The 26,910-nt window shown below is 62.6% G+C and carries 24 protein-coding genes and 2 tRNA genes; 6 read left to right on the forward strand and 20 right to left on the reverse strand.

Annotation, left to right across the window (positions count from 1 at the left end; translation table 11 throughout):
• Positions 1-253: 253 nt before the first annotated feature.
• The 3 genes from GQ59_RS20500 to GQ59_RS20510 all read right to left on the reverse strand — a co-directional run bounded on the left by GQ59_RS20500 (position 254) and on the right by GQ59_RS20510 (position 1,502).
• Complete coding sequence (locus GQ59_RS20500; protein WP_174459628.1) at positions 254-907, reverse strand: protein-L-isoaspartate O-methyltransferase family protein; 654 nt, start codon at positions 905-907, stop codon at positions 254-256.
• 152 nt (positions 908-1,059) lie between these two features.
• On the reverse strand, positions 1,060-1,257 hold the full coding sequence (locus tag GQ59_RS20505) for a hypothetical protein (RefSeq protein ID WP_037084568.1): 198 nt from the start codon (positions 1,255-1,257) through the stop codon (positions 1,060-1,062).
• A gap of 171 nt (positions 1,258-1,428) precedes the next feature.
• Positions 1,429-1,502: transfer RNA gene (locus GQ59_RS20510), tRNA-Cys, on the reverse strand.
• 265 nt (positions 1,503-1,767) lie between these two features.
• On the opposite strand from GQ59_RS20510, the gene GQ59_RS31335 reads away from it, so the two are divergent.
• Positions 1,768-2,028 (forward strand): DUF982 domain-containing protein, encoded by a 261-nt coding sequence (locus GQ59_RS31335; protein ID WP_244448021.1) that lies wholly within the window; start codon positions 1,768-1,770, stop codon positions 2,026-2,028.
• Between the two features lie 314 nt (positions 2,029-2,342).
• On the opposite strand, the gene GQ59_RS20515 is transcribed toward GQ59_RS31335, so the two are convergent.
• Positions 2,343-2,627 carry a hypothetical protein gene (locus GQ59_RS20515; protein ID WP_037084570.1) on the reverse strand — a complete coding sequence of 95 codons (285 nt, stop codon included), beginning with the start codon at positions 2,625-2,627 and terminating at the stop codon, positions 2,343-2,345.
• A 425-nt stretch (positions 2,628-3,052) separates the two neighbouring features.
• Here GQ59_RS20515 and GQ59_RS20520 point away from each other — a divergent pair, with 425 nt between their 5' ends.
• On the forward strand, positions 3,053-3,694 hold the full coding sequence (locus tag GQ59_RS20520) for an exopolysaccharide biosynthesis protein (protein WP_244448013.1): 642 nt from the start codon (positions 3,053-3,055) through the stop codon (positions 3,692-3,694).
• 12 nt (positions 3,695-3,706) lie between these two features.
• Here the strand turns inward: GQ59_RS20520 and GQ59_RS20525 are convergent, their stop codons facing one another.
• Positions 3,707-3,961 (reverse strand): hypothetical protein, encoded by a 255-nt coding sequence (locus GQ59_RS20525; protein WP_244448022.1) that lies wholly within the window; start codon positions 3,959-3,961, stop codon positions 3,707-3,709.
• 192 nt (positions 3,962-4,153) lie between these two features.
• Here GQ59_RS20525 and GQ59_RS20530 point away from each other — a divergent pair.
• Positions 4,154-4,228: transfer RNA gene (locus GQ59_RS20530), tRNA-Asn, on the forward strand.
• A 289-nt stretch (positions 4,229-4,517) separates the two neighbouring features.
• Here the strand turns inward: GQ59_RS20530 and GQ59_RS20535 are convergent.
• The 3 genes from GQ59_RS20535 to GQ59_RS20545 are packed head-to-tail and all read right to left on the reverse strand — an operon-like array spanning position 4,518 to position 8,362.
• Positions 4,518-5,621: an amidohydrolase family protein gene (locus GQ59_RS20535; RefSeq protein ID WP_037084576.1), complete on the reverse strand. Its 1,104-nt coding sequence runs from the start codon at positions 5,619-5,621 to the stop codon at positions 4,518-4,520.
• A gap of 5 nt (positions 5,622-5,626) precedes the next feature.
• Positions 5,627-6,679 (reverse strand): amidohydrolase family protein, encoded by a 1,053-nt coding sequence (locus tag GQ59_RS20540; RefSeq protein ID WP_037084746.1) that lies wholly within the window; start codon positions 6,677-6,679, stop codon positions 5,627-5,629.
• A gap of 54 nt (positions 6,680-6,733) precedes the next feature.
• A complete protein-coding gene (locus tag GQ59_RS20545; protein ID WP_037084578.1) occupies positions 6,734-8,362 on the reverse strand; it encodes a GMC family oxidoreductase in 1,629 nt (542 codons plus the stop codon).
• 327 nt (positions 8,363-8,689) lie between these two features.
• On the opposite strand from GQ59_RS20545, the gene GQ59_RS20550 reads away from it, so the two are divergent.
• Positions 8,690-10,279, forward strand: a complete 1,590-nt coding sequence (locus tag GQ59_RS20550) for an ABC transporter substrate-binding protein (RefSeq protein WP_051904096.1) — start codon at positions 8,690-8,692, stop codon at positions 10,277-10,279.
• An 82-nt stretch (positions 10,280-10,361) separates the two neighbouring features.
• Here GQ59_RS20550 and GQ59_RS20555 read toward each other — a convergent pair whose 3' ends face one another.
• From GQ59_RS20555 to GQ59_RS20605, 11 genes are all read right to left on the reverse strand, one after another.
• A complete protein-coding gene (locus GQ59_RS20555; RefSeq protein WP_037084579.1) occupies positions 10,362-11,273 on the reverse strand; it encodes an ABC transporter permease in 912 nt (303 codons plus the stop codon).
• A complete protein-coding gene (locus GQ59_RS20560; protein WP_244448014.1) occupies positions 11,270-12,190 on the reverse strand; it encodes an ABC transporter permease in 921 nt (306 codons plus the stop codon). The genes GQ59_RS20555 and GQ59_RS20560 overlap by 4 nt, the downstream gene beginning before the upstream one ends.
• A gap of 215 nt (positions 12,191-12,405) precedes the next feature.
• Complete coding sequence (locus tag GQ59_RS20565) at positions 12,406-13,971, reverse strand: ABC transporter substrate-binding protein (RefSeq protein WP_084683238.1); 1,566 nt, start codon at positions 13,969-13,971, stop codon at positions 12,406-12,408.
• 40 nt (positions 13,972-14,011) lie between these two features.
• Positions 14,012-15,079, reverse strand: coding sequence for an ABC transporter ATP-binding protein (locus GQ59_RS20570; RefSeq protein WP_037084582.1), 1,068 nt, complete (start codon positions 15,077-15,079; stop codon positions 14,012-14,014).
• Positions 15,076-16,107: an ABC transporter ATP-binding protein gene (locus GQ59_RS20575; protein WP_037084584.1), complete on the reverse strand. Its 1,032-nt coding sequence runs from the start codon at positions 16,105-16,107 to the stop codon at positions 15,076-15,078. The genes GQ59_RS20570 and GQ59_RS20575 overlap by 4 nt, the downstream gene beginning before the upstream one ends.
• 210 nt (positions 16,108-16,317) lie before the next feature.
• The gene (locus tag GQ59_RS20580; protein WP_037084586.1) at positions 16,318-17,142 is read right to left on the reverse strand and encodes an inositol monophosphatase family protein; all 825 of its coding nucleotides are present in this window, start codon (positions 17,140-17,142) and stop codon (positions 16,318-16,320) included.
• Positions 17,139-17,966, reverse strand: a complete 828-nt coding sequence (locus GQ59_RS20585; RefSeq protein WP_037084751.1) for a glycerophosphodiester phosphodiesterase family protein — start codon at positions 17,964-17,966, stop codon at positions 17,139-17,141. Before GQ59_RS20585 ends, GQ59_RS20580 begins: the two co-directional genes overlap by 4 nt.
• A gap of 38 nt (positions 17,967-18,004) precedes the next feature.
• Positions 18,005-19,111 carry an ABC transporter ATP-binding protein gene (locus GQ59_RS20590; RefSeq protein ID WP_037084588.1) on the reverse strand — a complete coding sequence of 369 codons (1,107 nt, stop codon included), beginning with the start codon at positions 19,109-19,111 and terminating at the stop codon, positions 18,005-18,007.
• Between the two features lie 2 nt (positions 19,112-19,113).
• On the reverse strand, positions 19,114-20,031 hold the full coding sequence (locus GQ59_RS20595) for an ABC transporter permease subunit (RefSeq protein WP_037084590.1): 918 nt from the start codon (positions 20,029-20,031) through the stop codon (positions 19,114-19,116).
• Between the two features lie 3 nt (positions 20,032-20,034).
• Positions 20,035-20,925, reverse strand: coding sequence for a carbohydrate ABC transporter permease (locus GQ59_RS20600; protein ID WP_037084591.1), 891 nt, complete (start codon positions 20,923-20,925; stop codon positions 20,035-20,037).
• A gap of 69 nt (positions 20,926-20,994) precedes the next feature.
• The gene (locus GQ59_RS20605) at positions 20,995-22,302 is read right to left on the reverse strand and encodes an extracellular solute-binding protein (RefSeq protein WP_037084753.1); all 1,308 of its coding nucleotides are present in this window, start codon (positions 22,300-22,302) and stop codon (positions 20,995-20,997) included.
• Positions 22,303-22,512: 210 nt separating this feature from the next.
• On the opposite strand from GQ59_RS20605, the gene GQ59_RS20610 reads away from it, so the two are divergent.
• Positions 22,513-23,667 (forward strand): ROK family transcriptional regulator, encoded by a 1,155-nt coding sequence (locus GQ59_RS20610; protein ID WP_037084592.1) that lies wholly within the window; start codon positions 22,513-22,515, stop codon positions 23,665-23,667.
• 14 nt (positions 23,668-23,681) lie between these two features.
• Here the strand turns inward: GQ59_RS20610 and recQ are convergent, their stop codons facing one another.
• On the reverse strand, positions 23,682-25,541 hold the full coding sequence (gene recQ, locus GQ59_RS20615) for a DNA helicase RecQ (RefSeq protein WP_037084593.1): 1,860 nt from the start codon (positions 25,539-25,541) through the stop codon (positions 23,682-23,684).
• Between the two features lie 217 nt (positions 25,542-25,758).
• On the opposite strand from recQ, the gene GQ59_RS20620 reads away from it, so the two are divergent.
• Positions 25,759-26,904: an NAD(P)-binding domain-containing protein gene (locus GQ59_RS20620; RefSeq protein ID WP_201772429.1), complete on the forward strand. Its 1,146-nt coding sequence runs from the start codon at positions 25,759-25,761 to the stop codon at positions 26,902-26,904.
• The last annotated feature ends 6 nt before the right edge of the window (positions 26,905-26,910 follow it).

Here is a 26,910-nt window from a genome sequence, read left to right on the forward strand (position 1 = left end):
ACCGGCACTCGAATCGGCCCCGTGGAGGGTGAACCGAATCGACGTTACTCTAAGGTGTTGGGGGGGCTGGAAACAATGACAAGTGCCCCAGGCCTCCTACCGATACACAGTTTTGTTGGCGTTGTGAATCCCGTAAGTCACAGTTGCCGGAAACAAGTGACAGTGGCGTGAAACAAACGGATGGCGCCGCCGGAAACGACAAAGGGGCCGCAAGGCCCCTTCCCGTTCATGGTGTTCGGACCGCGCCGGTCGATCAGAACACGAATTCCCTCGCCTTGCGGAAGCCCGGCAGTTGCTTCACCGACGCATTGAAATAGGCGCTTTCGGAGATGGAACCCTGTTCCTTCACCAGCACCTTCGCCTGGGCGGCATTGCCATAGCCGACGACAGCGACCAGCCGTCCGCCATCGCGCAGCTGTTCCAGAAGCGCGGCAGGCACTTCCTCGACGGCGCCGTTGACGAAGATGAGGTCATAGGGCGCCTCGGCGGCATAACCATTCTCGAGCTCGCCGGTAACGACCGCGACATTGTCGTAGCCGAGCGAGGAGAGCGTCGCGGTTGCCTGCGAGGCCAGCGCCTCATCCGCCTCCAGAGAGACGACGGAGCCGGCGATCAGCGACAGGACGGCGGTCGCATAACCGCTGCCGGTGCCGATTTCGAGCACGACGTCGTCCTTGGTGATTGCGGCAAGCTGCAGAAGCTTGGCAAGCGGAGAGGCCTCCATCAGATACCGACCAGGGGCGACCTCGATATCGGCATCAATATAGGCGAGCGATTTTGCCTTGGCCGGCACGAAGGCTTCGCGCGGAACATTGTAGAAGGCCCGCAGAACCGAATGCGACGTGACATCGGTGGTGCGGATCTGATTTTCGACCATCTTCGTCCGTGCTGCTTCGAAATCCATCATCTCAGTCGTCCCAAATCACCCGGCGATGCGCCGGTCTACGCATGACCGTCTTACTGAGGGCAAGACATGCTTTCAAGACACTGGCCGCTTTCGAAGCAAAAAAGCGCAGGAGACCGCGTCCCCCTCCTCACGCTCTACTGTGGAAGCCCGGCTCAGGCGTAGGCCGGCGGCGCTTCTTCCAGCTTGCGGATGGTCACATAGTCCCGGCCATAGGAAGAGCGCAGGCTGTGGTCCTTGTCGAAGGCAGACTGCTCGGGGGAGGTCAGCGGGAACATGCCGTCGCAGAATGTACCGGTGCCGTCGACCTCGTTGGCTGCCTGACGGTGTACGTTGATTATTCTGGTGATCATGGCGCCTTCCTCCGTTCCACCCCATAATTGCTGAGCGGGCCTTTCTGTTCCGAGCCTAGGAGGAGAAGGTTAAAAATTAACCATGTTGCAGCGCACACAAAAATGCGTGGTAAATGCTTGGTATCAAAGCATGTTTGGATTTGAGAAACAGGTCCGGGAAGAAGGCGGAAATGGAGGCCTCGCCGAGAATCGAACTCGGGTGCAAGGATTTGCAGTCCTCTGCGTCACCACTCCGCCACGAGGCCGTCCGAACGCATAAAGAGCGAGTGGTGTCGGGCGTTTAGAACGAATCGAATAACGGCGCAAGCGGGTTTGGCCCGTTTGTCATTTTTTTCCTGCATGAGGCGGGGAAGGCCGCAGCCGGCACGTCGATAATTGCATCCCAGCCCCGCACCTGGCTTCGCTGCGCCCTCGGGATGACACCCAACCCGGTTTCATAAAAAATTCACCAAACCCGCGGAACCCAATCCTTTTGGATGAGTTTCCTACGCCGCAATGCAAGGTGTAGACATGACGAGTAACGTAACTGAAGCAGATGAAGCCGTGTGGAGTTCCCCGGTCAGAGTACGCATTGGATACGGTTTCCCAGAAACCATCCGCGGGCCGAAAGAGGCCTTGGAATACCTCAATTGGCGCTGGCCGGTGCGCGAAGGGACCTATTACATCAAGGCCCTGAAGGAATGCGCCGCCTGCCTGCAGCGCAAGCTCCCCCTGGAAAAGGTGCGGGAAACCTTCGTTCTCGCCAGCATCGAGGCAAAGATGCTGAACTGACCCCGATCCTTCCAATGTCGAGCGGTTCCGCCATGAGGCGGAGCCTGTAGCTCCGATCATAGCCGGAAAGGGTTTGTTAAGCTTTCTTACCGGGACGTTCGTTAAAGGATTTTCCTTAAAACGGCAGGCGACGGCGATGTTGTCGTCTTTTATCCTTGTGAGAAGGATCGCCATGACGGCGATGATCCAGTATGAAACTCAGTGTTTCTGACGCCCTGGCGGCGTGCGCGACCGTTGGTTCGCTTTCCAGCATCCTGTATGTGGGGCATCTTTTCATGACCCTGTTTTAACGCCGGCGGATCATCCGGCGGCGCTTACGCTGGCCAGTAGAAGTCGGATCGATAATCAGCCGGGATGTCGGCCAATCTGGCGATGGCTTCGGCCACGAAACCGATCTGCATGGCCAGATAACGGATTTCGCGCGGCACAGGTATGCCGGTCAATCTTTCGCGATTGCGCCAGGTCTCGTACCCGGTCGACCGGATCCTCCGTTCGGCCTCGCGAAGCACGTCGTCGCGGGTCGGCATATCGCCCTCGGCCAGATCGGCAGGCTTCGCCACGCAGGTCGCAAGCCCGCCTTCGATCACTCTCAGACCCATGTTCACCCTCGTCTTCAATCCCGGGAGCAATCCTAGTGATTCGGGGAGAGATGCGCCAGAGTCTCTAAGGCAACACTAAAGTAGCGATGGCCCGGCGACTGTGCTAAAATGACGTCGTTGCCGGTGGGGGAGCATCGGGCGGCGAACATGCGGTGGAGGAGACCGTAATGCAGTATCTGGAATTCATCACCACGCTCAATCCGGTGGTACTGGCGATCCTCGCGATCGTGCTGGCCTGCGGGGCGTACGATTATTGGGCGCAGTCTCGATAACGGCCGATAGCGGCCCGCAGGACTGCGCGGCCTTTTGATTTCCATGGGACGCCGGCCGTTCACGTTTCCGGCAGGTTTTGGCTCGCGCCTTTGCGAGGACACCGTTTGTTGATATCCATGCCGCTCAATTGAAGCGGAATGGAGAAACGAAGAGTGAGCGCAAGCATCGAGTTCGACGATACCTCAACCTCGCTGAGCGGCACGCTGCGGCAGCTTATTGACGGCATCACGGGTCAGTCGGTGACGCTGCGCCAATTGATGGACGCGGTCGGCGAACAGGGCCTGCTGCTCATCTGCGCCGTCGCCTCCCTGCCCTTCCTCCTCCCCGTATCTATCCCCGGCGTCAGCACCGTGTTCGGGGCGGCGATCATCCTGATCAGCCTGGCTATCACCGCCAACCGGCTCCCCTGGTTGCCGAAGAAAATCCTCGACCGTGAGCTCGATACGAAGAAACTGCTGCCGGCGCTGGAAAAAGGTGTCAGCATCGTCTCGCGCCTCGACCGGTTCCTGAAGCCGCGAATCTCCGCCTTGACCACCGGTCGGCTCGTCAACCGGGTAAACGGCCTGGCGATCGCGGCCGGCGGCGTACTCCTGATGTTTCCGCTGGGCCTGGTGCCCTTCTCCAATACGCTGCCGGCGATCGCGATCCTGCTTCTGTCGACCGGCATGATCCAGCGCGACGGGCTGATCGTGCTCGGGGGCTACCTCTTCAACATCGTGACGGTGATCTATTTCGCCGTGCTTGCCTACCTGGCGTTCAGCGCCGGCCAGGGAATCGCGTCGATGTTCGTCTGACTGGGGGGAGCCTTATCGCTGCTCGGCCTTGCGCGCCCGCCGCCTTGCCCACCAGAGCCCGATACGGCGCCGCTGACGCCGCACGAAGGGCAGGTCGTGTGAAAGCACCAGGAAGCCGAGCGGCACCATCCAGAAGCCGAGAATCGGCAGGAAACCGAGCACACCCCCGAAAATCAGGCCGACACCGACGACGACTCGGCCGATCCGCGAGCGCGGCATGGGAATCTGCACGCTTCCGAGCGCCAGCTTGCCGCTTTGCGGGTCCATTCCAAATCGCTTCGGCTTCCGTTCACCTGCCACTCTCGATTATCCTCATCGGTTAAAAGCCTATCTTTGCCTGGGAAATGGGGCTTTACCGGGGATAAAACAATCAAGTTCGTTTTTTTTGCAAAAACCGCTTGGCAAAACGACAAAGCATTTGTATTACCCGCCGCACACGCCGCGACCCTTCGCGGATGATCCCTGGTAGCTCAGCGGTAGAGCATTCGACTGTTAATCGACAGGTCGCCGGTTCGAATCCGGCCCGGGGAGCCATTTTCAACAAAAGCGCGCTTTTTGGCGCGCTTTTGTTGTTTCAGGCCCGAAGAATTGCGACCTCCACTCCCCGTCGTTGCCATGGTGGTCGGCGCGGCGTCGGCGTCCGGACCTCGACGGATGTCGTGATTCCAGGCCTTCAAGTCTCCCATAGTTTAAAGGCGGCATGGGCGTCATCGACGGAGATCCTGAAGACCTCCGCGCGATAGGTCCCCTCGCCGGGCCTCCGCCGTGTTCCAGTGGGGGCGAGCTGCCGGGCGCTTTTCCGGGATGGGGTTCTCTGCCGAGCCTATTTCAGACCGAACAATTCTACCGCATTGTCGCGGAAGATCGCGGAGCGCTCGGCTGGTGTCAGCGGCACCTTGAAGGCGAAGCGCGGATCGTCGAAATCCCAGTGCGGATAGTCGGTCGAGAACATCAGCCGGTCGGTGCCGATCCAGCGCAGGATGTCGAGGAGGTGCCGGTTGTTCTCCGGCTCCTCGATCGGCTGGGTCGTGTACCAGAAGTTCTCGCGCACATATTCGGACGGCTTGCGCTTTACATGCGGAACCTCGTCGCGCATGCGCTTCCACTCCCGGTCAAGCCGCCAGACGAGCGACGGCAGCCAGGAGAAGCCGCCTTCGACGAGCACGATCTTCAGTTTCGGGAAATGCTCGAACACGCCTTCTAGGATCATGCTGGAGAGCACGGTCTGGAGGCTGTTGGAAGCTGCGTAGTGCTCCTCCAGATAAAACGAACTCCAACCGGACGGCGTGTTCGGGCGGTAGCCGAAGGCGCTGGTATGGAGCCCGATCGGCAGGCCGTAATGCTCGGCCGCCTCGTAGATAGGCCAATAGCGACGACGGCCGCAGGGCTCCAGCGTGCGCGGCGGCATGGCGATCTGCACGAAGCGGCGGTCCGTGACGCGCCGGTCGATCTCGGCGACCGATTCCCTCGCATCCTCCTGCGAGATGCAGATGGAGGCTTTCAGCCGCGGCTCCGGCCCCGCAAACTTGTCGATCTGCCAGTCGTTCAGGGCCGCGCAGAGCGCTGCGCCGAGTTCCTGGTTGAAGGCCATGCTGCCGGCCGCGAGCGGCTGCAGGATGCCGTAGTCGATATTGCACTGGTCCAGCAATTGTTCCCGCAGGAAGGCAAGGTCCGACGCCGGTGGGCCACCGTTCGGGGGCCAGGAATCGCGGCGCATGCCGTTGCCCGGCGTCATGCGCGGATAGGGCAGCGTGCCGAGCAAGGGGTTTGCCGTGCGCACTGCGAAATCCCGCACATGCGTTTTCCAGCGTTCGGGGAGATAGTCGAGCAACTGATCCGGCCGAGAGAAAGCCGGATGCACATCGCAATCCACCACGCCCTGCATCTGTGACTTTTCGGAGCTACGTTCGAGTACGGGAGTTTCCATGGGGATCAGCCTCCAAATCTCGGATAGGTGGCGAGAACGTTGTCGCGAAGGATCTTGTTCACCCTGGCTTCCGCCAGGCCCTCGGGCAGCACGTCCAGCCCCTCAAAATGCCAATGCGGATAGTCCGAGGAAAACAGCAGCATATCATCGCTGAGCAAATGGTCGAGCGTCTTGGCGACGTCCTCGACGTCGTCAGGGCCGTCGAAGGGCTGCGACGTCATGCGGATATGCCGGCGGATGATGTCGGCCGGCGCGTCCTTGACCCACGGCACCTCGATGCGGGTGCCGCGCCAATCCTTGCTCATCCGCCACATCAGCGCCGGCATCCAGGTGACGCCGGATTCGATCATCACCGCCTTCAGCTTCGGATATTTGACGAAGACGCCCTCGGAAATCAGACTCGCGACCTGGGTGGAGAAACCCTGCGGCTGCACCACATGGTCCTCGATCAGGAAGGAATGGAAACCGCTATGGCTGGGTGCGTGGCGGAAACTCGATCCTGCATGAATGCCGATCGGCAGACCATGTTTCTCGGCCGCCTCGTAGATCGGCCAGTAGGTGCGGCGGCCGAGCGGAAGCTCGGTCATCGCAAGCGTCAGGACCTGCACGAAACGCTTGTCGTCCGCCCGGCGCTCGATCTCCTCGACCGCCGCCTCGACATTCTGGAACGGCACCAGCATCGATGCCCTCAGCCGGCTGTCGCGGCTCAGCCATTTGTCGGCAAGCCAGTCGTTGGTGGCGCGGCATATGGCGGCTGCAAGGTAGGGATCGAACAGGGCGTGGGCGCCGGAAACCACGTTGAGGATGGCGCCTTCGAGGCCGAGCGGATCGAGCAGGTTCTTCTGCATCTGCGCAAGCGGATCGCCGCTCCATGCCCAATCCGGCCGCATATAGGGACGCGTGCGCTCAGGGTAGCCCATCAGTTCCAGCACATCGACTTCGCGCGAGGTGACGATCTCCTGCCAGTAGTCGTCGAGATAGGGAATGAGGTCGGCGCGACGCGGTGTCGGCGGGTGGACGTCGCAATCGATCGCCCCGGCGGTTTCCAATCTAGCCATTTTCGTGAACGTCTCGCTCATTGTTGATCGATGAATTACCGTCGGACATCCGCCTCATGCGGCCTGCGCCCCCAGTCTTTCCTCGCGGATGAAATCCGCAGCTTTTTCCGCGATCATCACAGTCGGGGCCTGGGTATTGCCGGAGACGATGGTGGGCATGATCGAAGCATCGACGACGCGCAGGCCGGTAATGCCATGCACCCGCAGCCGATCATCGACCACCGCCATGCGGTCGCGGCCCATCTTGCAGGTGCCGACGGGATGGAAGGTGGTATTGAGGGTCCGGCGCGCATAGTCGAGCATGTCGTCGTGGGACTGCACGGCTGCGGTCGGTGCAATTTCCTCGGGCTCGAAACGCGCCATGGCAGGGCTTGCAGCGATGCGCCGGACGGCCTCGATCGACCGTATCAGGATTTCGCGGTCGGCCTCCTCCTTCAGGAAATTGTGCAGGATACGAGGCTGGGCGGAAGGGTCGCTCACCGCGACATGGCAATGGCCGCGACTTTCCGGCCGCAGGATGCAGGCCGACGATGTAATGCCGGGAAACGGATGCATGGCGCCGCCGAAACTCGGTGAGGTGGAGCCGGAAACGTGGATCTGGATTTCCGGCGCCGGCGCATCCGGCGTGGTCTTGAGGAAAGCGCCCAATAGCGTCGGCGAACCGCCGAGCGGCCCGCGCTTGGTCGCGAGGTACTGCATGCCGAGCAGCATCCGGCCAAGCCGCGTGCCGGCGCGGGTATTGAGCGTATGGGTATTGTGAAGACGGTGCTGCACCCGGATATGCCAGTGGTCCTGCAGGTTTTCGCCGACGCCGGGCAATGCGTGCAACACTTCTATTCCGGCGCCCGCAAGCACGTCCGGCGCACCGACGCCGGAGCGTTCGAGGATGGCCGGCGAGCTATAGGCTCCGGCCGACAGAATGACTTCCCGCCCCGCCTTCACCTCACGGGCCTGACCGTCGAGGCTGAACACGACGCCGCTCGCCCGTTTGCCGTCGAAGGTCACCCGATCGACCAGGGCGCCGGTGACGACCGTCAGGTTGCGGCGGTTGCGGACCGGCTCCAGAAAAGCGCGGGCGGTGGAGTGGCGCACGCCGTTCTTGATGGTGGCGACGAAGAAGGCCACGCCTTCATTGTCGCCGGAATTGTAGTCGCTGGCGGCGGGAATGCCCTGTTCGATTGCCGCCCGGCGATAGGCTTCCAGGGCCTCCCACCGCACATTGGGATCGGAAACCGCCCATTCGCCCTCCGTGCCGTGAGCCTCCTCACCGGCGCGATGGAAGGTTTCGGAGCGCTTGAAATAGGGCAGCACGCTTTCCCAGGACCAGCCGCGATTGCCGAGCTGCGCCCACTGGTCGTAGTCGTAGGCATGGCCGCGCACATAGATGAGGCCATTGATGGCCGAACTGCCCCCGAGCATTTTTCCGCGGGGCAAGGCAAGCTGGCGTCCGTTGAGGTAAGGTTCGGGCTCGCCCTTGTAGAGCCAGTCATATTGAGGCCTGCCGATGAGATAGGCGAGACCGAGCGGCATGTCGACATAGAAGCCTCGCCCCTCGCCGCCGCCCTCGATCATCAGCACGTCGACCGTCGGGTCAGCCGACAGCCGGTTGGCCAGAACGCAGCCTGCCGTACCGCCGCCCACGACGACGTAATCGTAGGTACGGGATTGCTCGAACGCACCCATGGTCTCTCCTCCTCTGTCCGCAACAGGCAACCGCGCGCCCCGCGTTTACGGCGCCGAACGGGCACCGGAAAAGCGAAGGACACAACGGCTGCACAATCACAGCCTCCCGTATAATCATGGCATAGGCGCCGGTTGTAAGGAAGTCGTGTTGCAGCAAAAACCGAATGCAAAAGTATACATCGACATCCTCCTGCTGTAGGTTTCCCCTACGGCAGGTTGCCGCAATTCGGGAGGAGGAAGCCGAATCGCGGGCGTGATGTATGCATGATCAGGCCTGCCGGCAGGAGTTTGTTTCATCAGTTTGTTTCATTGGGGAGGAGCCCAGAGATGAGCAAGACGAAGGACGGCGTGCCGTCTGTCATCCATAACAGCAGGATCAACCGGAGAACGCTTCTGGCGTCAGCTGCTGCGCTGGGAGGCGCAATGCTTTTGCCCGGGCAGGTGTTCGCCCAGGCATCGACGCCCAAACCGGGCGGCACCTTGCGCATCGCCATGCCATTCAACCCGGCCGCACTCGATCCGATGACCGGACGCAACGTGCCGGACTTCAACGCGCTTTATGCGCTGTTCGACGCGCTGATCGCCTTCGACCCGGCGACGCTCGAGCTGAAGCCGATGCTGGCCAAGGACTGGAGCTTCACCGATCCGACGACGCTGGTGCTCAACCTCATCGACGGCGTGAAATTCCATGACGGCACCCCGTTCAACGCCGAGGCCGTGAAATTCAACCTCGACCGCTTCATGAGCGACCCGCGCTCGAACGTGAAGTCGGACCTCGTTTCGGTCGCGTCGGTAGCGGTCAGCGGCCCGAGCCAGGTGACGATCAAGCTGAAGCGGCCGAACTATTCGCTGCCGACCATCCTGACCGGCCGTGTCGGCTGCATCGTCTCGCCCGCTTCCATCAAGGCCGCCGCCGACGGCAATGTCGACCGCAATCCCGTCGGCACCGGACCGTTCAAGTTCGCGGAGTGGCGCGACAACGACCTGATCCGCGTCGAGAAGAACCCGAACTACTGGCAGCCGGGCCTTCCCTATCTCGACGGCATCAACTTCCGCATCATCAACGAGCTGAACACCGCCGCCCGCACGGTCACCGCCGGCGAAACCGATCTCGCGCTCAACATGGCCGCGCAGCAGATCGCCACCGCCCGCCGCGTGCAGGATCTCACCGCCGAAGCCAATCCTTCGATGATCTTCTTCACCCTGATGATGAATTTCGCCAAGCCGCCGCTCAATGATATCCGGGTCCGGCAGGCAATGAACTACGCCATCAACCGCACCGAACTGAACCAGGTTCTGATGCTTGGCCTCGGCGAGCCGACTTCGACCATGTTCCCCAAGGATTTCTGGGCGGTGGATGCCGGAACGGCCCAGTTCTACCAGCACGATCCGGAAAAGGCGCGCAAACTGCTGGCCGAGGCCGGATATCCGAAGGGTCTGGAAGTCGAAACCTGGAGCTGGCCGGACCAGACGTCGGTTCAGCGCCTGGAAGTGGTCGGCAACCAGCTCGAGCAGGTCGGCATTCGCCTCAAGGTCACGCCCTCGCCTCCTCAGGTGGTGAACCAGGCCTTCTATATCGAAGGCAAGGGCGCGATGATCCTCAATCCGCAGGGTGGCTGGCTCGATCCGAGCCAGACCTACGAGCGGCTGTTCGGCGCGACCGGCCAGTTCAATGCGGGCAAAATAGAAGACCCGCAGTTCCGCAAGCTGCTGGATGCGACCGGCACCTCGGCCGATGCCGGCAAACGCAAGGAAGCCTTTGCCGCGCTCCAGCGCTTCGTCGTGGAACAGGCGCTGCATCTGCCGCTGGTGACCTCGGCCGCCATGTCGATCCGCAACAAGAAGGTCAAGGATTTCCGGTACGACCGGCTGCACTCGCCGCGGTTCCACCGCGTCTGGCTCGACCAGACCGCGTGATCCGCTCGCCGGTCACCAGACAAAGAAACAGCCCGGCCGCAAGGCCGGGCTGTTCTGCATCTGAGCTATCGGAAACGCCGACTTACCGACGCTTGATGGTCGGATCGAGAAGCACGCGGATCGACTCGCCGAGCGTGTTGAAGGCGAGCGCCGTGAACAGGATGGCGAAACCCGGCGCATACATCTGCTCGGGCGCCACCTCGACATAGTGGTAGGCGCGCGCAAGCATGCCGCCCCAGCTTGATTCAGGCGGCTGGACGCCGAGCGACAGGAAGCTCAATCCGGCTTCCGCCAGAAGCGCCACGGCCAGCATCAGGGTCACCTCGACGATCACGGGCTGGATCGCATTGGGCAGGATATGGCGCAGGATCAGATGCAGGCGTGACGCGCCGAAGCCGACGGCCGCCTCGACATAGAGCGCGTTCTTCACCACCAGCGTCTGCGCCCGCATCGTGCGGGCAAGCACCGGCGCGAAGGCAAAGCCGACGGCGATCATCGCATTGGTGAGACCGATGCCGAGCGCACCGGTAACGGCGACGGCCAACACGAGCGGCGGAAAGGCCAGCACGCCGTCGATGATGCGGCTGCCGACCTGGTCGATCCAGCCGCCGACAAAACCGATGAAGACACCGAGCGGCACGCCGATCGCCACGCCGATGCCGACGGCGAGGCTTGCGGCATAGAGCGCGTTATAGGAACCGTATATCAGCCGGCTCAGCGTATCGCGGCCAAGGTCGTCGGTGCCGAGCCAGTGTGCGCCACTCGGCGGCGCCAGAAGGTCCATCAGGTTCTGCTTGTTCGGCGCATAGGGCACGATCAGCGGCGCGAAGATCGCCGCCAGAACCAGAACAGAGAGATAGGCAAGGCTGATCAGCGCACGCTTGTCGCCCCACAGCCAGGCCCAGAAGCGGAAGCGGACGGGGGGCGGAAGGGTCGCCTTGGCCGCCGGCGCGGCAGCCGATTGGGTCATCGCGGTCATGTTGGTATCGGTCATGTGGAAGCCGCCACTCTGGGATCGAAAGTCGCGTTGAGCACGTCGACCAGGAGATTGGTAAGGATCACCACGAGCACCAGCACGAGCGCCACGCCCTGCACCACCGGGAAATCCTTGTTGAGCGCCGAATAGCTGATCAGGTTGCCGACTCCGGGGATCGCGAAGACCGCCTCGATGATGACGGCGCTGGAAAACAGCCGATTCACCTGCAGGCCGGCAATGGTCAGCATCGTCGCCGCCACGTTGCGCAGCCCGTGCTTCCACAGGATGGCGCCGGAACCGAGCCCCTTGGCGCGCAGCGTGCGGATATATTGCGAGCCCAGCACTTCGAGTAGCGCGCTGCGGACCTGCCTTGCCAGAACGGCGACCACCCCGGTCGAAAGCGCTACCGCCGGAAGGGTCGCGTAATAGAGCGCCTCCAGCGGCTTTTCGAAGACGGATACCGCGCCGGTTGCCGGGAACCAGCGATAACCGAGCGAAAACAGCGTCACCAGAATGATACCGAGCCAGAAATTGGGAACCGCGACACCGAGCGAAGCGACGCTGGTGATGATCTTGTCGAGGGTGGTGCCCTGGCGCGTCGCGGCAAGAATGCCGAGCGGAATGCCGAGTGCCGCGCCGAGAACCAGCGCGTAAAGAACCAGCAGGACCGTGTGCGGCAGGCGCGAGAGGATCAGCCGCAGAACGGATTCGTTCGAGAACAGCGAATGGCCGAGATCGCCCTGCAGGGCATTTCCGAGCCAGAAGAAATATTGCACCAGCATCGGCCGGTCGAATCCGTAGATCTGGCGGATTTCCGCAATGCGTTCCGCCGTCGCATAGTCGCCCGCGATCATCATGGCCGGGTCTCCGGGCATCATGTAGACGAGCGAAAACACTACGAACGTGGCCACGATCATTACGGGCACGAGTTGCATGAGCCTCTGCGCAACCATCCCGGGGACGCCGTACATCATCGATACTCCGTCAATCCGCAATTGACGCCGGCCGTTTCAACAGCCCGCGAAAGGAACACCGGATGCGCAGAACCACTGCCTTCCGATGCGGGGGAGTGGCACGGGCGAAGCCGCACCGCTCCGGTTTCCCGGCGATCCCCGACACGACGGTCGCATCGGGATATCGGTCGCCAGCCTCAGGCCTCCATCCACACCTTGTGGAAGCGCGGGCGCTGCAGCAGGCTGAAATTGAAGCCGTGCACCTTCGGCGTACGGATGATGATGCCGGCGGACGAGAACTGCGGCAGGTGCAGCGCGTTTTCCAGCACGAAACGCTGCATCTTGAAGAGCACGTCCTTGCGCTTGGCTTTGTCGAACGTGCTCATCGACGCATCCATCAGTTCGCGATAACCCGGCAGTTCGATCTTGGCGGCGTTGCGATAGGCCGTCGCCGAGAACTGACGGTCGTAGGCGGTTGCCGGATCCGGAAGACCGCCGGTCGGGGTCATCAGCATCTGACCCTTTTTCTCGGTGAGGAAGTATTGCATCGTCTGCGCCGGCTGTGCCGGAGTGACCTTCAGCCGGATGCCGGCTTCGGCAAGCTGGGCGCTGAGGACTTCCTGGCGCTGCACCGCCGCCTGGTCGGCCCAGGTGAAGGTGGCGATCTCGATGCCGTTGCCGAAACCCGCATCCTTCAGCAGAGACTTCGCGCGATCGAGGTCCTTGGTGTAGAAATTCTCGGTCGCGGGATCGTTGGCCCAGAAGCCCGACGGGAACATGCTGCAATGCCCGCCGCCGAGGCCGCCCCACAGGACCTGATTGAGCACCGGCCGGTCGAGCGCCCAGTTCATGGCCTGCCGAACGCGAACGTCCTTCAACGGCCCCTCGCCGTAATTCAGGAAGGCCGTGTAATAGATCATCGACGGCGTCGCTTCGGCGACCAGCTTCGGGTCGCGCTTGGCCACCGCCATCTGCTGCGCGCTCATGTTGAGGACGATATCGGATTCACCGGCGGTCACCGTGCGGACCGCCGTATTGAACTCGTTGACGATACGCATGTCGACGCCGTCGAGGTAGGGCTTGTCACCCCAGTAGTTGGCGTTTTTCACGACCTTGATCAGGGTGTTGTCCTGCCATTCGACGAATTTGAACGGCCCGGTGCCGACCGGCGCGCGGTCGACGTTGCCGCCGGCCGCGGCCTTGACCGAAGCTGGCGACACGATGAGGCCGGCGCGGTCGGTGAGGATCGCAGGCAGGGTGGCATCCGGATATTTCAGCTTCAGCGAAACCTGAAAGGGGCCGGTGGCCTCGACCTTGTCGACGACGGCAAGATCCGATTTCACGTTCGAGCGGTCGTAGGTGCTGCAGCGCTGCAGGTGGAAGACCACCGCCTCGGCATTGAACGGCGTGCCGTCATGGAACTCGACGCCCTGGCGCAGTTCGAGAACCAGCGTGGTGGGGTCGGTGAATTTCCACGACGTCGCCAGCATCGGCTGCAGTTCGAGCGTCTGCGGATCAAAGCCGATCAACGCGTCGAACATCAGGAGAAGGGCATTGAAATCGGGATTGTTGCGGCCCGTCAGCGGGTCTAATGCCGCCGGGTTGAACGGCATGACGGCTCTCAGGGTCCCGCCGGATCTTGGCTGTGGGGCCTGAGCACGCGCCATTGCCGGCAAGATGGCCAGGCCGCCTGCGGCGACCGTTCCGGCCAACAGCGAACGACGGGTAATATCCGGTATCTTTCCAAATAGATTTGTGGTCACGTCTTCTCCTCCATCATCCATGACCGGCCGTGCTCGGCCGCTATGTCATTGCATTCGTGGCAGATGCGGCATGGTCGGCGCCGTTCCCCCCGGCCAGGCCAAGACCATTCCTCTCCTTTTCGCCCAGCATCTCCTCGGCGAAATGGCATGCGACATGCCGCCCGGGCAGCAATTCGCGCTGCCGGGGTTCCTGCGTGCGACATATGTCGCGCACCCGCGGACAGCGCGTGTGGAAACGGCAGCCGCTCGGCGGCGCGATGGCGCTCGGTATCTCGCCCTGCAGGATGATCCTCTGCCGGGCATCGGCAGCCGTCGGGTCGATCTCCGGTTCGGCCGAGCGCAGCGCCTCCGTATAGGGATGCAGCGGCGTTTCGATCACGGCGTGGGCGGGGCCGACCTCGACGATCTTGCCGAAATACATGACGGCCACGCGGTCGCTGATATGGCTGACCACCCGAAGATCATGGCTGATGAAGACGTAGGTGAGGCCGAACTGCTCCTGCAGGCGGGCGAAAAGGTTGAGCATGTCGGCCTGGATCGATACGTCGAGCGCCGCCACCACCTCGTCGCAGACGATCACGTTCGGATCGAGCATCAGCGCACGGGCGATATTGGCGCGCTGCTTCTGACCGCCGGAAATCTCATGCGGATAGCGATTGGCCATCTCAGCCGCCAGCGACACCCGGTCCAGCATCGCGAACGCCTTTTCGCGCCGCTCGGCTCTCGTCCCCTCGCCCGCTATGTTCAAGGGTTCGCAGATGCTCTGGAGGATGGTCATGCGCGGATCGAAGGCCGCATTCGGATCCTGCGAAACGATCTGATACTTGCGCCGGTGGCGGTTGAGCTCGGGGCGGGAAAACCTGAACGGGTCGATACCGTCATGCAGAACCCCGCCACCGCTTGGGCTGAGCAAGCCGACCAGACAACGTCCGAGCGTCGATTTTCCGGAACCGGATTCGCCGATCACCCCGAAGATCTCGCCCCTGCGGACGCTGAAGCTGACCCCGTCGACGGCGCGGATCAGCGAGCCCCGCCGCGGATTGCCGAATGTGACATGCAGATCATCGACATCAAGCGCCGACTGCTCGGAAGGAGCGCTCAAACTCATGCTCCAACCCCTCTCAATGCGAGTTCTTCCCAGCGATTGCAGCGCACTTCCCTGCGATCGAGATCGTCGATGCCCTCGTTCTCGATGTTTTGAGGCAATTCGCAGGGCTGCATGGAATAGGAACAGCGCGGCCCGAAGCGACAGCCCTTCGGCATGTGACGCAGCGACGGAACGCGGCCGGCGATCGAGGGCAGAGTGCCGCGCGCACGGTTGCTGTCGGGGATGGAATGCAGGAGCCCGGCCGTATACGGGTGGCGGGGACCAGCGATGACGTCCCTTACGGGCCCGCCCTCGACGACCTGCCCTGCATACATTGTGACCATCCGATGACAGCTCTGCGCGACCAGTCCGAGATTGTGGGTAATGAACATGATGGCCGTGCCGGTGCGGTCGGCAAGACCTAAAAGCAGGTCCATGATCTGCGCCTGGATGGTTACGTCGAGAGCCGTGGTCGGCTCGTCGGCGATGAGCAGGCGCGGTTCGCAGACCAGCGCCATGGCGATCATCACCCGCTGGCGCATGCCGCCCGAAAGGTTCATCGGGTAAAGCGTGGCGACGTGGCGCGGCGATGCGATGCCGACCGAATCCAGCGCCGCGATGGCGCGTTCCGCAGCCTCCCGGCGGTCGAGCTTGAAATGCCGCTGAAGGGTTTCCTCGATCTGGTAACCCACGGTGAACACGGGGTCGAGGGCGCTCATCGGCTCCTGAAAAATCATGCTGATGTGCCGGCCGCGAATGCGATTCATCTGCGATTCGGAACAGGCGACGAGGTTCTGTCCGCCGAACAGGATCTTGCCGCCAAGGCGAGAATCGCGCGGCGGCAGGAGCCGGAGAATGGAGAGGGCGGTCATCGACTTGCCGCAGCCACTCTCGCCGACGACGCCGAGAATCTCCTTCGGCTTCACCGAAAGCGAAACATTGTTGAGGACTTCGACCCAACCCGATTGGTCACGCAGTGACAATGTCAGGTTCTGGATATCCAGAAGCGTGTCCGGGCCGGCCATCGTGGTCTCGGCAAGCTGCTGCATCCGGCCCTGATCCTCCTATCAGTCCGCTGCCCGCTTGATCAATATGTGACATGCGGGCGGCTGCTACGCATTCTCCTCACCACGCCCAGGCCCCGTCAGGGATCCTGATACGCGATATAGACTCCTCCCGAGAGCCTCATCGTGTATACATTACACGTCACGATGGCGAAAGCCAGAATGAAAATTGTCGTCCTTCAGAAGCCTGGGCCGTCAACCCAGGCTTTCGCGGATCGCCTCCCAGCTGGCCGCATCGGGCGCCAACAGCAGCCGCCCCTGCGTCATCGCGGGCCGATAGGTCTCTCCGCTCAGAAGGCCGCTATGACCGCCGGCTTCGCGGTGGATCAGTTCGCCGGCGGCATGGTCCCAGGGCTTCATGTCGGCATTCAGCGAGAAGCTCATCGCTCCGGTCGCCACCATCCGGTATTCGAAGGCGGAGCATCGCCATGCGGTGGTGCGGCCGAAGCGCAGGACCCGCGGCGCAAACGCCGCCTGCTCCTCAGCCGAGAACATATGCAGCGGCACGAAGCCGCTCATCTCGCCGACAGGAACCGCCGCGGCAACTCTCAGGCGGGTGCGTGCGCCGTCGCGGGCGATATGCCAGGCCCCCTCGCCCGGCCGGGCCACAAGAAAATCGCCGGTCAGCGGATAATGGATCAGCCCGGCGACGGTTTCTCCGCCGGAAACGATCGCCACGATCATGCCGAACAGCGGGACGCCATGGGCGAAATTCCATGTGCCGTCGACGGGATCGATGATCGCCGCAAGTTCGGCATCCGCCAGACGGTCGAGCAGCGTCGGATCGGCGGAGACCGCCTCCTCGCCGACGATCAGCGCATCGGGAAAATGCGCGGAAAGTGCTGCGGAAAGCCGGCGTTCCGCACCCAGATCGGCATCGGTGACGATGTCGTCCGGGGCAGTCTTGGCGCGAATGCCATCTGCGGTCACGCCAAGGAAACGGGGTAGAACCTCTGCCTCCCCCGCCTGGCGCATATCCTCCATCAGGGACTGGAGCACGGCCTCGGAAATGATCTTCATGCCTGGCGGGCCTTTATGTAGGATTTCAATGCGGCGGGCTGGTCCGTCTGGATAACGCTGATGCCCGCGTCCATCAACCGACCCCAGATCAGATCGGGATTGGCAAGAGCGGCACTGTCCGTCCATTCGCCGCTGCCCGGCTGGTCGAGCGTGTTGACCCACAGCGCCATACGGGCCCTCGCGAAAGCCTCGCGATGGTGGGCGATCGTTTCGAGACTGTCGAAGCGGATTTCGCACATGAAGGGCGACAGGTTGGCGAGAACCGCAAGCGAGTCGCCGATGTTTTCGGCGGTGAAGCGCGCCATGCCCATGAACGGCACGCCGTCGATGTTCTGGTCGCGCACCCAGTGGACATCCGCTAGGCTGTGGACCTTGGTCTTGAGATCGACGCCGGCGTGGGCGCCCATCTCGCGGGCGCAGGCGGCGACTTCCGAGAAAAGCCCGCGGTCCTTGAGATCGAGATCGGCGAAGATGCGGCCGCGCATGATCTCCAGCGCCTGTTTCAGGGTCGGAATGGGCTGGTCGCTGAAAGCACGGCCTTCGCCGCCATCGTCCTCGCGCAGCATGATCGCCTGCAGTTCCGCCATGGTGAAAGTCTCGGCATCGCGGTCGATGCCGGCCATGCGTTCCAGCGTATCGTCATGCATCAGGAAAAGCTGGCCGTCGGCGCTCTTGCGCACGTCGAGTTCGACGATCTCGCAGCCGATCGCGATGGCGTTTTCGATGGCCGCCAGGCTGTTTTCCGGCGCGCCATGCCAGGCGCCGCGATGGGCAACGACGGCGCAGCTGCGTGCCGGATCGGCGATGAAGTCTTTGTAGTTCATGAGGGTTTCTTTCATAAGGCGCTTTTGGCGCCGGGCTTTCATTGGGCGCCGAAGGCACCGGGTATGGCCCGGCCCGTCGCTGCATCGAAGAGATGCAGTCGCGAGGTCGGGAAGTTCAGGAGAAGTTCGAGCCGGTCGGCGATATCGGCACCGAAGGGCGTCGCGATGCGGACGATCGAGCCGCCGAGATCGACCGCCAGTACCGAATGGGAACCGAGATCCTCGCGGAACCGGAGAGCCGCCTTGACCGCATGGCCATCCGCCTTGCCGTCCACGACGATATCCTCGGGCCGGATGCCAAGCTGATAGGCGCCGGTCAGCGGGGCGTTCGCCACCACCTGGCCGTCGGCGAGCCTCAGCGCCGATCCGTCTCCGGTCACGGGCAAAATATTCATCGGTGGTGCACCGATGAACTTGGCAACGAAGACCGAGGCCGGATGGTGGTAGATCGCCTTCGGCGTATCGAACTGCTCGATGCGGCCCTTGTTGAGAATCAGGATGCGGTCGGCGAGCGTCATCGCCTCCACCTGATCGTGAGTGACGAAGACCGTGGTGGCGCCGATGCGGCGGTGCAGGTCGGCAAGCTCGATGCGCATGTCGTGCCTGAGCTGGGCATCGAGGTTGGACAGCGGCTCGTCGAACAGCAGCACGCCCGGCTCTCGCACGATGGCGCGGCCGATCGCGACGCGCTGGCGCTGGCCGCCGGAAAGCTGTCCCGGCTTGCGATGCAGATAGTCTGCAAGGCCGAGCATTTTTGCGACCGCCGCGACCCGCTCGGCGCGCTCCGCCTTCGCCATGCCGGCAACCTTGAGACTGTAGGCCATGTTCTCGAACACGCTCATATGCGGATAAAGCGCATAGTTCTGGAACACCATGGCACAGCCGCGATGTTTCGGTTCGAGGTCCTGAACCTCGCGAGCGCCGATGAGGATCTTGCCGCCGCTCACCCGTTCGAGCCCGGCGATCATCTGCAGAAGGGTGGATTTGCCGCAACCGGACGGACCGAGCACGACGGTGAATTCGCCGGCCTTGAGCTCGACATCCATCGGCGGGATAACCACCGTCTGGGGATCATAGGCCTTGGTCAGGCCTTTGACCGTGATGCTCGCAGCGGCGGCGCGGATGGCTGTATCGATGGCGTTCATCGCTATTTCTCCGAAAGCACGAGGCCCTGCACCAGATACCGCTGCAAGAGCGCGATCATCAGGAGGGGCACGAGGGAAACGATCACGGCGCCCGCCATGATCATCGGGAAGTCGGGCACGGTGCCTTCGGCATCCGGAACGAGACGAGCGAGCCCCACCACCGCCGTCTGCATGTCCGGCGTCGAAGCCCCGACAAGCGGCCACAGGTATTGCGTCCAGCCGCTCAAGAAGGTCAGCACGAAGAGTGCAGCGAAACTGGTGCGCGACAGCGGCAGCAGGATATCGAACATGAAGCGGATGGGGCCCGCACCATCCATTCGGGCCGCCTTGAACAGATCCGTCGGCAGCGTGCGGAAGAATTGGCGGAAGAGGAAGGTCCCCGTACCATGGGCAACGAGCGGCGCGATCAGGCCGAAGTGGGTGTTGAGCACGCTCCATTCCAGATGGACGGGTGCTCCGAATACCTGTGCGACCAGCCCATTGAGGCCGGTGACGTCAAGCAGCGCGTTGAGCGGGGAGAAAATGTTCGACGCCACCTGATAGGTGGTGATGACGCGGATTTCCAGCGGCAGCATGATCGTCGCGAGGATCAGAGCAAAGGCGAAGCCTGCCCATCGGACACGGAAATAGACGATCGCATAGGCCGAGAGAAACGACAGGATACAGGTCGCCGCCGCATTGCCGAGCGCCACCAGAAGGCTGTTGAGCATCTGGATCGGGATGCGGGTCTCGGTAAAGACGCGCGCCATATTGGCAAGAAGCTGGTCACCCGGATACCACGCAAGTCCGTTGCGCAGCATGAATTCATAGGAATGCGAGGCCGTGGTGAGCGTCAGGTAGAGTGGTCCGGAAATATAGACCATGCCTATGAGCAGGATGATGCTCGCGGTAATATTGAGGGAACGCGCGTTCTCAATCATGGTTCACCGCTCGTAGTTGATGCGCCGGCCCAGGAACAGGAACTGGGCAGCAGTGAGAAGGATGACGAAGACCATCAGGATCGCGGTCTGGGTGGAGGCGCCTGACAGATCGTAGCCGCTGAAACCGTCCACATAGATCTTGTAGACGAGCAGCGTGGTCGCACCGCCCGGACCGCCCTTGGTGATCGTGTCGATCAGTGCGAAGGCGGAGGTGACGCTTTCGGTGAATTCCAGCACCAGCGTCAGGAAGAGCTGCGGCATGATCAGCGGCAGCTGCACGTCGAAGATCCGCCGCCATGGCCCTGCCCCGTCCATCGCCGCGGCCTGGTGCATGGTGCGCGGGATCGACTGCAGGCCGGCCAGCAGAATGACGAAGTTGAATGGAATGCCGCCCCAGACATGCGCGGCGATCAGTGTGATGAACGCGTCCAGTCCGTCCAATCCGGGCGCCCAGATACCGGGAGAAATGCTGTTGAGCGGCGCCAGGATGCCAACGAACGGATTGAAGATAAAGGCGAAAACGACACCGATCGAGGCCCCGGCCACGCCCTTCGGCCAGACCAGCACGTTGCGCGCCGGCAGCGACAGGCGGATCTTCCGGTCGGCGGCGACCGCGAGGATCAGGGGGATCAGCACGGCGAGCGACGACGCGGTCACCATGAAGATGATGGTGCGCCAGCCCGCCTGCCAGAATTCCCGGTCGGACAGGACACGGGCGAAGTTGTCGAAGCCGACGAACATCGAACCGCCGCCGAACGGCTGCTCGAGAAAGAAGGACCAGTAGAAGGCCTGAAAGATCGGCACGTAGAAGAAAAGGACGATCAGCAGCATGAACGGCGCGACCAAGAGGATCGGCAGCCAGCGATTGCTGAAGAGTGTGGATTCGGAGGTCATGGGAAAAGCCCGCAATGAGGGACAAGCACGGACGGGACTTGCGTCCCGTCCGCCCGGATCAGGTTTGGATCAAGGCAGCTTGACGCCCTTGTAGGTCTGCTCGAAGCGGCGCAGCAGCTCGTCGCCACGCTTCTTGGCTTTGTCGAGCGAGACCTGCATGGTCTGCTGGCCGCCATACGCCTTCTGGGTCTCTTCCACGAAGATTTCGCGGAACTGCACGTAGAAGCCGAGGCGAATGCCGCGGCTGTCTGCGGTCGGCGGCTGGTTCATCGATTCGATACCGATGGCGGCGGTCGCGTATTTCGCAGCCTTCGCATCGCCGCTCTTGTTGATCGCCTCGAGCACGTCGTTGGTGACGGGCACATAGCCGGTCGCCGCGGTGAAGGCCATCTGCTGTTCCGGCTTGCGCAGGAAGTCGAGAAAGGCCTTGGCGCCTTCGACCTGAGCCTGGTCATGGCCCTTCATGACATAGATCGAAGCGCCGCCGACCAGCGTGTTGTGGCGCTCGTAACCCTTGTACATCGGTGCCATGTTGACGGTAAGCTGGTACTTGCCGTCGAAAGCCTTGGTAGAGGCGGCGTAGGAGCCGGACGAGCCTTCCATCATGGCGCATTCGCCGGCGTTGAAGGCTGCGGTGTAGTTCCCGGCCTTGGTATCGGCATTGAGCTTGACCAAGCCTTCCTTGCGCCAGTCGACCAGGTTCTGGAGGTGCTTGGCGACGAAGGTGGTGTTGAAGACATATTCGGCGTCGAGGCCATCATAACCGTTGTGCTTGGACGCGATCGGCAGGCCGTGGCGGGCGGAGAACTGCTCCAGCACGCGCCAGGTATCGCCATCGGTGACGAACGGGCATGCATGGCCGCCGGCCTTCAGCTTGCGGGCCGCATCGATCACCTCTTCCCAGGTGGTCGGGGTCTGGGTGATGCCGGCTTTCTCGAGCTCGGTCTTGTTCGTGTAGAACAGCAGCGTCGAGGCGTTGTAAGGCTGCGCGAAAAGCTTGCCGCCGGACGTTTCGTAATAGGCACGGGCACCGGCGATATAGCTGTCCCACTTGACGTCGGGCAGGATTTCCTGGACCGGCACGACGGCGTTGGACAGCATCAGGTCGAGCGTGCCCGCGTCGAAGAACTGGATCAGCACCGGGTGGTTCTTGGCGCGATAGGCGGCGATCGCCTTCTGCATCGACACTTCGTAGCTGCCCTGGCCGACGCAGTTGACCTTGTGCTGGGTCTGTGCGGCGTTGAAGGCGTCGCACTGGGCCTTGATCGCGGTTTCGACAGGACCGGTATTGCCGTACCAGAATTCGATATTGGCGGCCTGCGCGGAACACGCGCCCGCCATCAGAGCGGCCGCGGCCGCCAGAATGGAAATCTTCATCATTGCCCTCGCCTGTTGGGATCGGCCGAGTGAGCTCGGCATCGGAACGACGGGATTACTACTCTTTACGTGTAACAATTAAATGACGGTCAGAAACCCTTGTCGCGAAAGGGATATCCAGCTACACAAGGAAAAACGCGAGGTCGGCGGCGGTATGCAACCGTGATTATTACACCTCTCTAGTAATTGTGAGCGACGGAGGTGTATCCGGTGGCGTATTTTCCCGAGGCTCTGATCCCGCCGCAATTCCTGCGCGCAGGCGAAAGCGGCGTCGTCTCGCCGAACGAGCGCAACCTGCTCAAGCTCATCTGGCGTTATCCCGGCCTTTCCCGGTCCGAAGTGACGGCCCATACCGATCTCACCCAGCAATCCGTCTACCGGATCATCGACCAACTCACGGAGCGCGGCATTGTCTCGCTCGGCTCTCCGAAACCGGGCGTCGGCCGCGGGCAACCGAGCCCGACGCTCAGGCTCGACGGTCGATACGCCTATTCCTGCGGGATCTCGGTCAATACCGATGTCATCGGTATCTGCCTGATGGACCTTGCCGGGAATGTTCTGGCTGAAAGCAGCGTGACGCTGCGCGGGCATACGATGACGCAATCCCTCGATCTCGTCAGAGAACGGCTCGTGGAAGCGCAGAAACTCAACGACCTATCCCCGGAGGCCCTTTTCGGCATCGGCTTCGCGATAGCGGGCTTTCATGTCGGCGGGACCCGCTATAACGCACCCCTTCCGCTCCATGAATGGTCGCTGATCGAACTCGGTCCGCTGCTGGCGGAATTTTTCGGCAGGCCGGTCTGGGTACACAACGGCGCCAATACCGGCGCAATCGCCGAGTCCATGTTCGGAGCCGGCCGCTACGTCAAGCACTTCGCCTATCTGAGCTTCAACTACGGTTTCGGCGGCGGGCTGGTCAGCGACGGTGAATTGCTGCTGGGCGGCAACGGCAATGCAGGCGAATTTTCGGGCATCTACGACCAAGAAGAAAACCAGCGGCGACCGGCGCTACAGCTGCTCATCGAGCGGCTCGTTCGCAACGGCGTCGATGTCCCCTCCATCACTTACATGCGCCAGCATTTCGACCCGCAATGGCCAGGCGTCGCCGAATGGGTGGCCGAAATCACGCCGGCCTACAACCGCCTGGTCAATGCCATCTCGGCGATCTTCGATCCCCAGGCGATCGTCTTCGGCGGGCAGGTGCCGGCGGACCTGGCGCAAATGATGATCGACCGGACGGAGATTTTCGGACGCCCTCGCTACGGCGTACCCCGCCCCAGACCCAAGCTGATCATCTCGGAGATCGCCAGCGACGCATCGGCGATGGGAGCTGCGGTCACTCCTTTCCACTCGACGTTCTACTGATACCTGGTTGCGGCCTATCTCTCGTGCGCCCGGATCACCGCCAGGAAAGCGTCGCCATACCGCTCGAGCTTCGACTGTCCGACACCGGAAATGCCGAGCAGCGAGTCGCGGCTTGTCGGGCGGGCGGTCGCAAACGCGACCAGCGTCGTATCCGGAAAGACGACATAGGGCGGCACAGCAAGCTCCTTGGCGATCGCCAGGCGGGCGACGCGCAGCGCCTCGAAGAGTTCGGCATCCGACCCTTCCAGCGCAGATCTTGCGTTTGCCGCACTCGGCGACGCGCTTCGCGACGCCTTGCCCGTCGTCGGGCGGTCCTTGCGGAAGCGCACCTCGCGTTCGCGCTTGAAGACGGGGCGGGCCTCCGGCTCCAGCTTCAGAGCGCCGAAGGCAGCATGATCGACGCTGACAAGGCCGGCGGCCAGCAATTGACGGTAGACGGACTGCCAGGTCTTTGACGGGATGTCCTTGCCGACACCGAAGACCGGCATGTCGGCATGGCCGAAGCGGGTGGTCTTTTCATTGCGGTTTCCGAGCAGCACGTCGATCAGGTGGCCCGTCCCGAAACGTTCGCCGGTCCGGTAGATCGCCGCCAGCGCCTTGATGGCGGCCTCGGTACCGTCCCAGGTTTCGACGGGTTTAAGGCAGGTGTCGCAATTGCCGCATTGGCCGCCATGCGCCTCGCCGAAATGCGCCAGGATCGCCTGTCTTCGGCAGCCCGGCGTCTCGCAGATGCCGAGCAGCGCATTGAGCTTGGCGCGCTCGACCCGCTTCACGTCGTTGCCCGAAGTGCCCTCGTCGATCATCCGGCCGCGCTGGATGACATCGGCCATGCCATAGGCCATCCAGACGTCGGACGGCAGGCCGTCGCGACCGGCTCGGCCGGTCTCCTGGTAATAGGCCTCGACGGAACCGGGCAGATCGAGATGGGCGACATAGCGCACGTTCGGCTTGTCGATGCCCATGCCGAAGGCGACGGTGGCAACGAGGCAAAGGTCCTCTTCCTTGAGGAAGGCGTCCTGGTTGGCATCGCGCATGCTGCGGTCCATGCCGGCATGATAGGCAAGCGCGCGAATACCCTGCCCGTTCAGCCATTCTGCCGTATCCTCGACCTTGGCGCGCGACAGGCAATAGACGATACCGCTCGACCCCTTGTGGCGGGACAGGAAACGCAGGAGTTGCTGGCGCGGCTGGTCTCGTTCGACGATCTCGTAGGCGATGTTGGGCCGGTCGAAAGAGGTGGTGAAGACCTCGGCGGAACGCAGCGCAAGCTTGTCGATGATGTCTTCGCGGGTATGCGGATCGGCCGTTGCCGTCAGCGCCATGCGCGGCACGCCCGGATAATGCTCGGCGAGATGGCCGAGCTCGCGATATTCCGGGCGGAAGTCGTGGCCCCATTGCGAGACGCAGTGTGCCTCGTCGATCGCAAACAGCGCGATCTTCGCATTGCCGATCATCTCCTTGAAGGCCGGCGTGACGATGCGCTCGGGCGTCACATAGAGAAGATCGAGATCGCCGTTGGCGATCGCCCGGCGGACATCGACGAATTCTTCGCGCGTCAGCGAGGAATTGAGGGCGGCTGCCCGCACGCCGAGCTGCTTCAGCGCCTCCACCTGGTCGCGCATCAGCGCGATCAGCGGCGAAACGACGATGCCGACGCCATCGCGGCAGAGGGCGGGGATCTGGAAGCAGAGCGACTTGCCGGCGCCGGTCGGAAACAGCACCACGGCATCGCCGCCCGACACGACCTGTTGGACGACTGCAGCCTGCTTGCCCCGGAACGACGAATAACCGTAGACGCGTTTCAGCACATCGAGCGGGTTTTTCGTGCCATCGTTGTCGAACAGGGGATCGAGGCGGTTTTGGGTCGGCTGCATGGAATCGCTTTCATGAGAGAACCCGGACTATGGCACAGGTCCAGCGTCCGTCGCGAGTGTATGCGACATTGAGCTTAGATAAGCATGGTATGGATGAAACCTCATCCAACCATACCGCTGCCACTTCTGCTTGCAAGCCATGCAGCTTGAAGCGCCTTTCGCGGACGTATAAGCCTCCTCTACCTATTCCCGCCCTTCAATCGTATCGATATCCAGCATGGCCGCAGATTCCGACACAGATCAACACACCGATGCCGAACCCGGTCGTGCCCGCGTGGCGATCAAGGTGGATATCGTCGTGGTCGGCGCCGGCCAGGCGGGGCTGTCCTCGGCCTATCACCTGCGCAAGCTCGGCCTTGCGCCGGACAAGGATTTCGTGGTCTTCGACCAGTCTCCGGAGCCTGGCGGCGCCTGGCAATTTCGCTGGCCTTCTCTGACGCTGGCCACCGCCAATCGTGTCCACGACCTCCCCGGAATGCGGTTCGAGGAGGTGGTCGATACTTCAGCCAACCTGGTCAAGGCGTCGGTCGCCGTGCCCCAGTATTTCGCGGCTTATGAGCGCGCCTTCAATCTGCACGTCCGTCGTCCCGTCAAGGTCACGGTCGTCTGCAACCGGGGAGAGCGACTGAGGGTGGAAACCGACCGAGGCGCCTTCTCGGCGCGGGGACTGATCAACGCCACCGGCACATGGGAATCGCCTTACATTCCCGACTATCCCGGCGCCGACCGCTTCCATGGACGACAGCTTCATACGCGGGATTATCGCACCGCCGAGGAATTTTCCGGCCAGCATGTCGTCGTGGTCGGCGGCGGGATTTCGGCCATCCAGCTGCTCGACGAGATCTCCCGCGTCACCTCGACCACCTGGGTGACGCGACGGGAGCCGCAATTCAGCGACGAGCCGTTCACGCCGGAGGCGGGACATGCTGCTGTGGCTTTGGTGGAAGACCGTGTCCGCCAAGGCCTTCCGCCGGGTTCGGTGGTTTCGGTGACCGGCCTGCCTGTTACGCCGGCGATCCAGGCCGCGCGCGAACGGGGCGCACTGAAAAGGCTGCCGATGTTTTCCGAAATCACCGAACACGGGATATGCTGGGCCGACGGATCCGAGCAGCGAGCCGACGTGATCCTCTGGTGCACGGGTTTTCGCAGTTCGCTCGATCACCTCGCCCCGCTGCAACTGCGCGAGGCGAGCGGTGGCATCCTGATGGCCGGCCGGCTGGCGACGCAGGTCGCCAGGGACCCGCGCATTCACCTGGTCGGCTACGGCCCATCCGCTTCGACGATCGGGGCGAACCGGGCGGGTGGCGCAGCCGCGCGGGAATTGAAAGCCTTCCTCGACGCTCCAGTCAATCGCAGTCAATGATGCGAC

Origin of the sequence: Neorhizobium vignae, from assembly GCF_000732195.1 — a bacterium.
Classification (GTDB): domain Bacteria; phylum Pseudomonadota; class Alphaproteobacteria; order Rhizobiales; family Rhizobiaceae; genus Neorhizobium; species Neorhizobium vignae.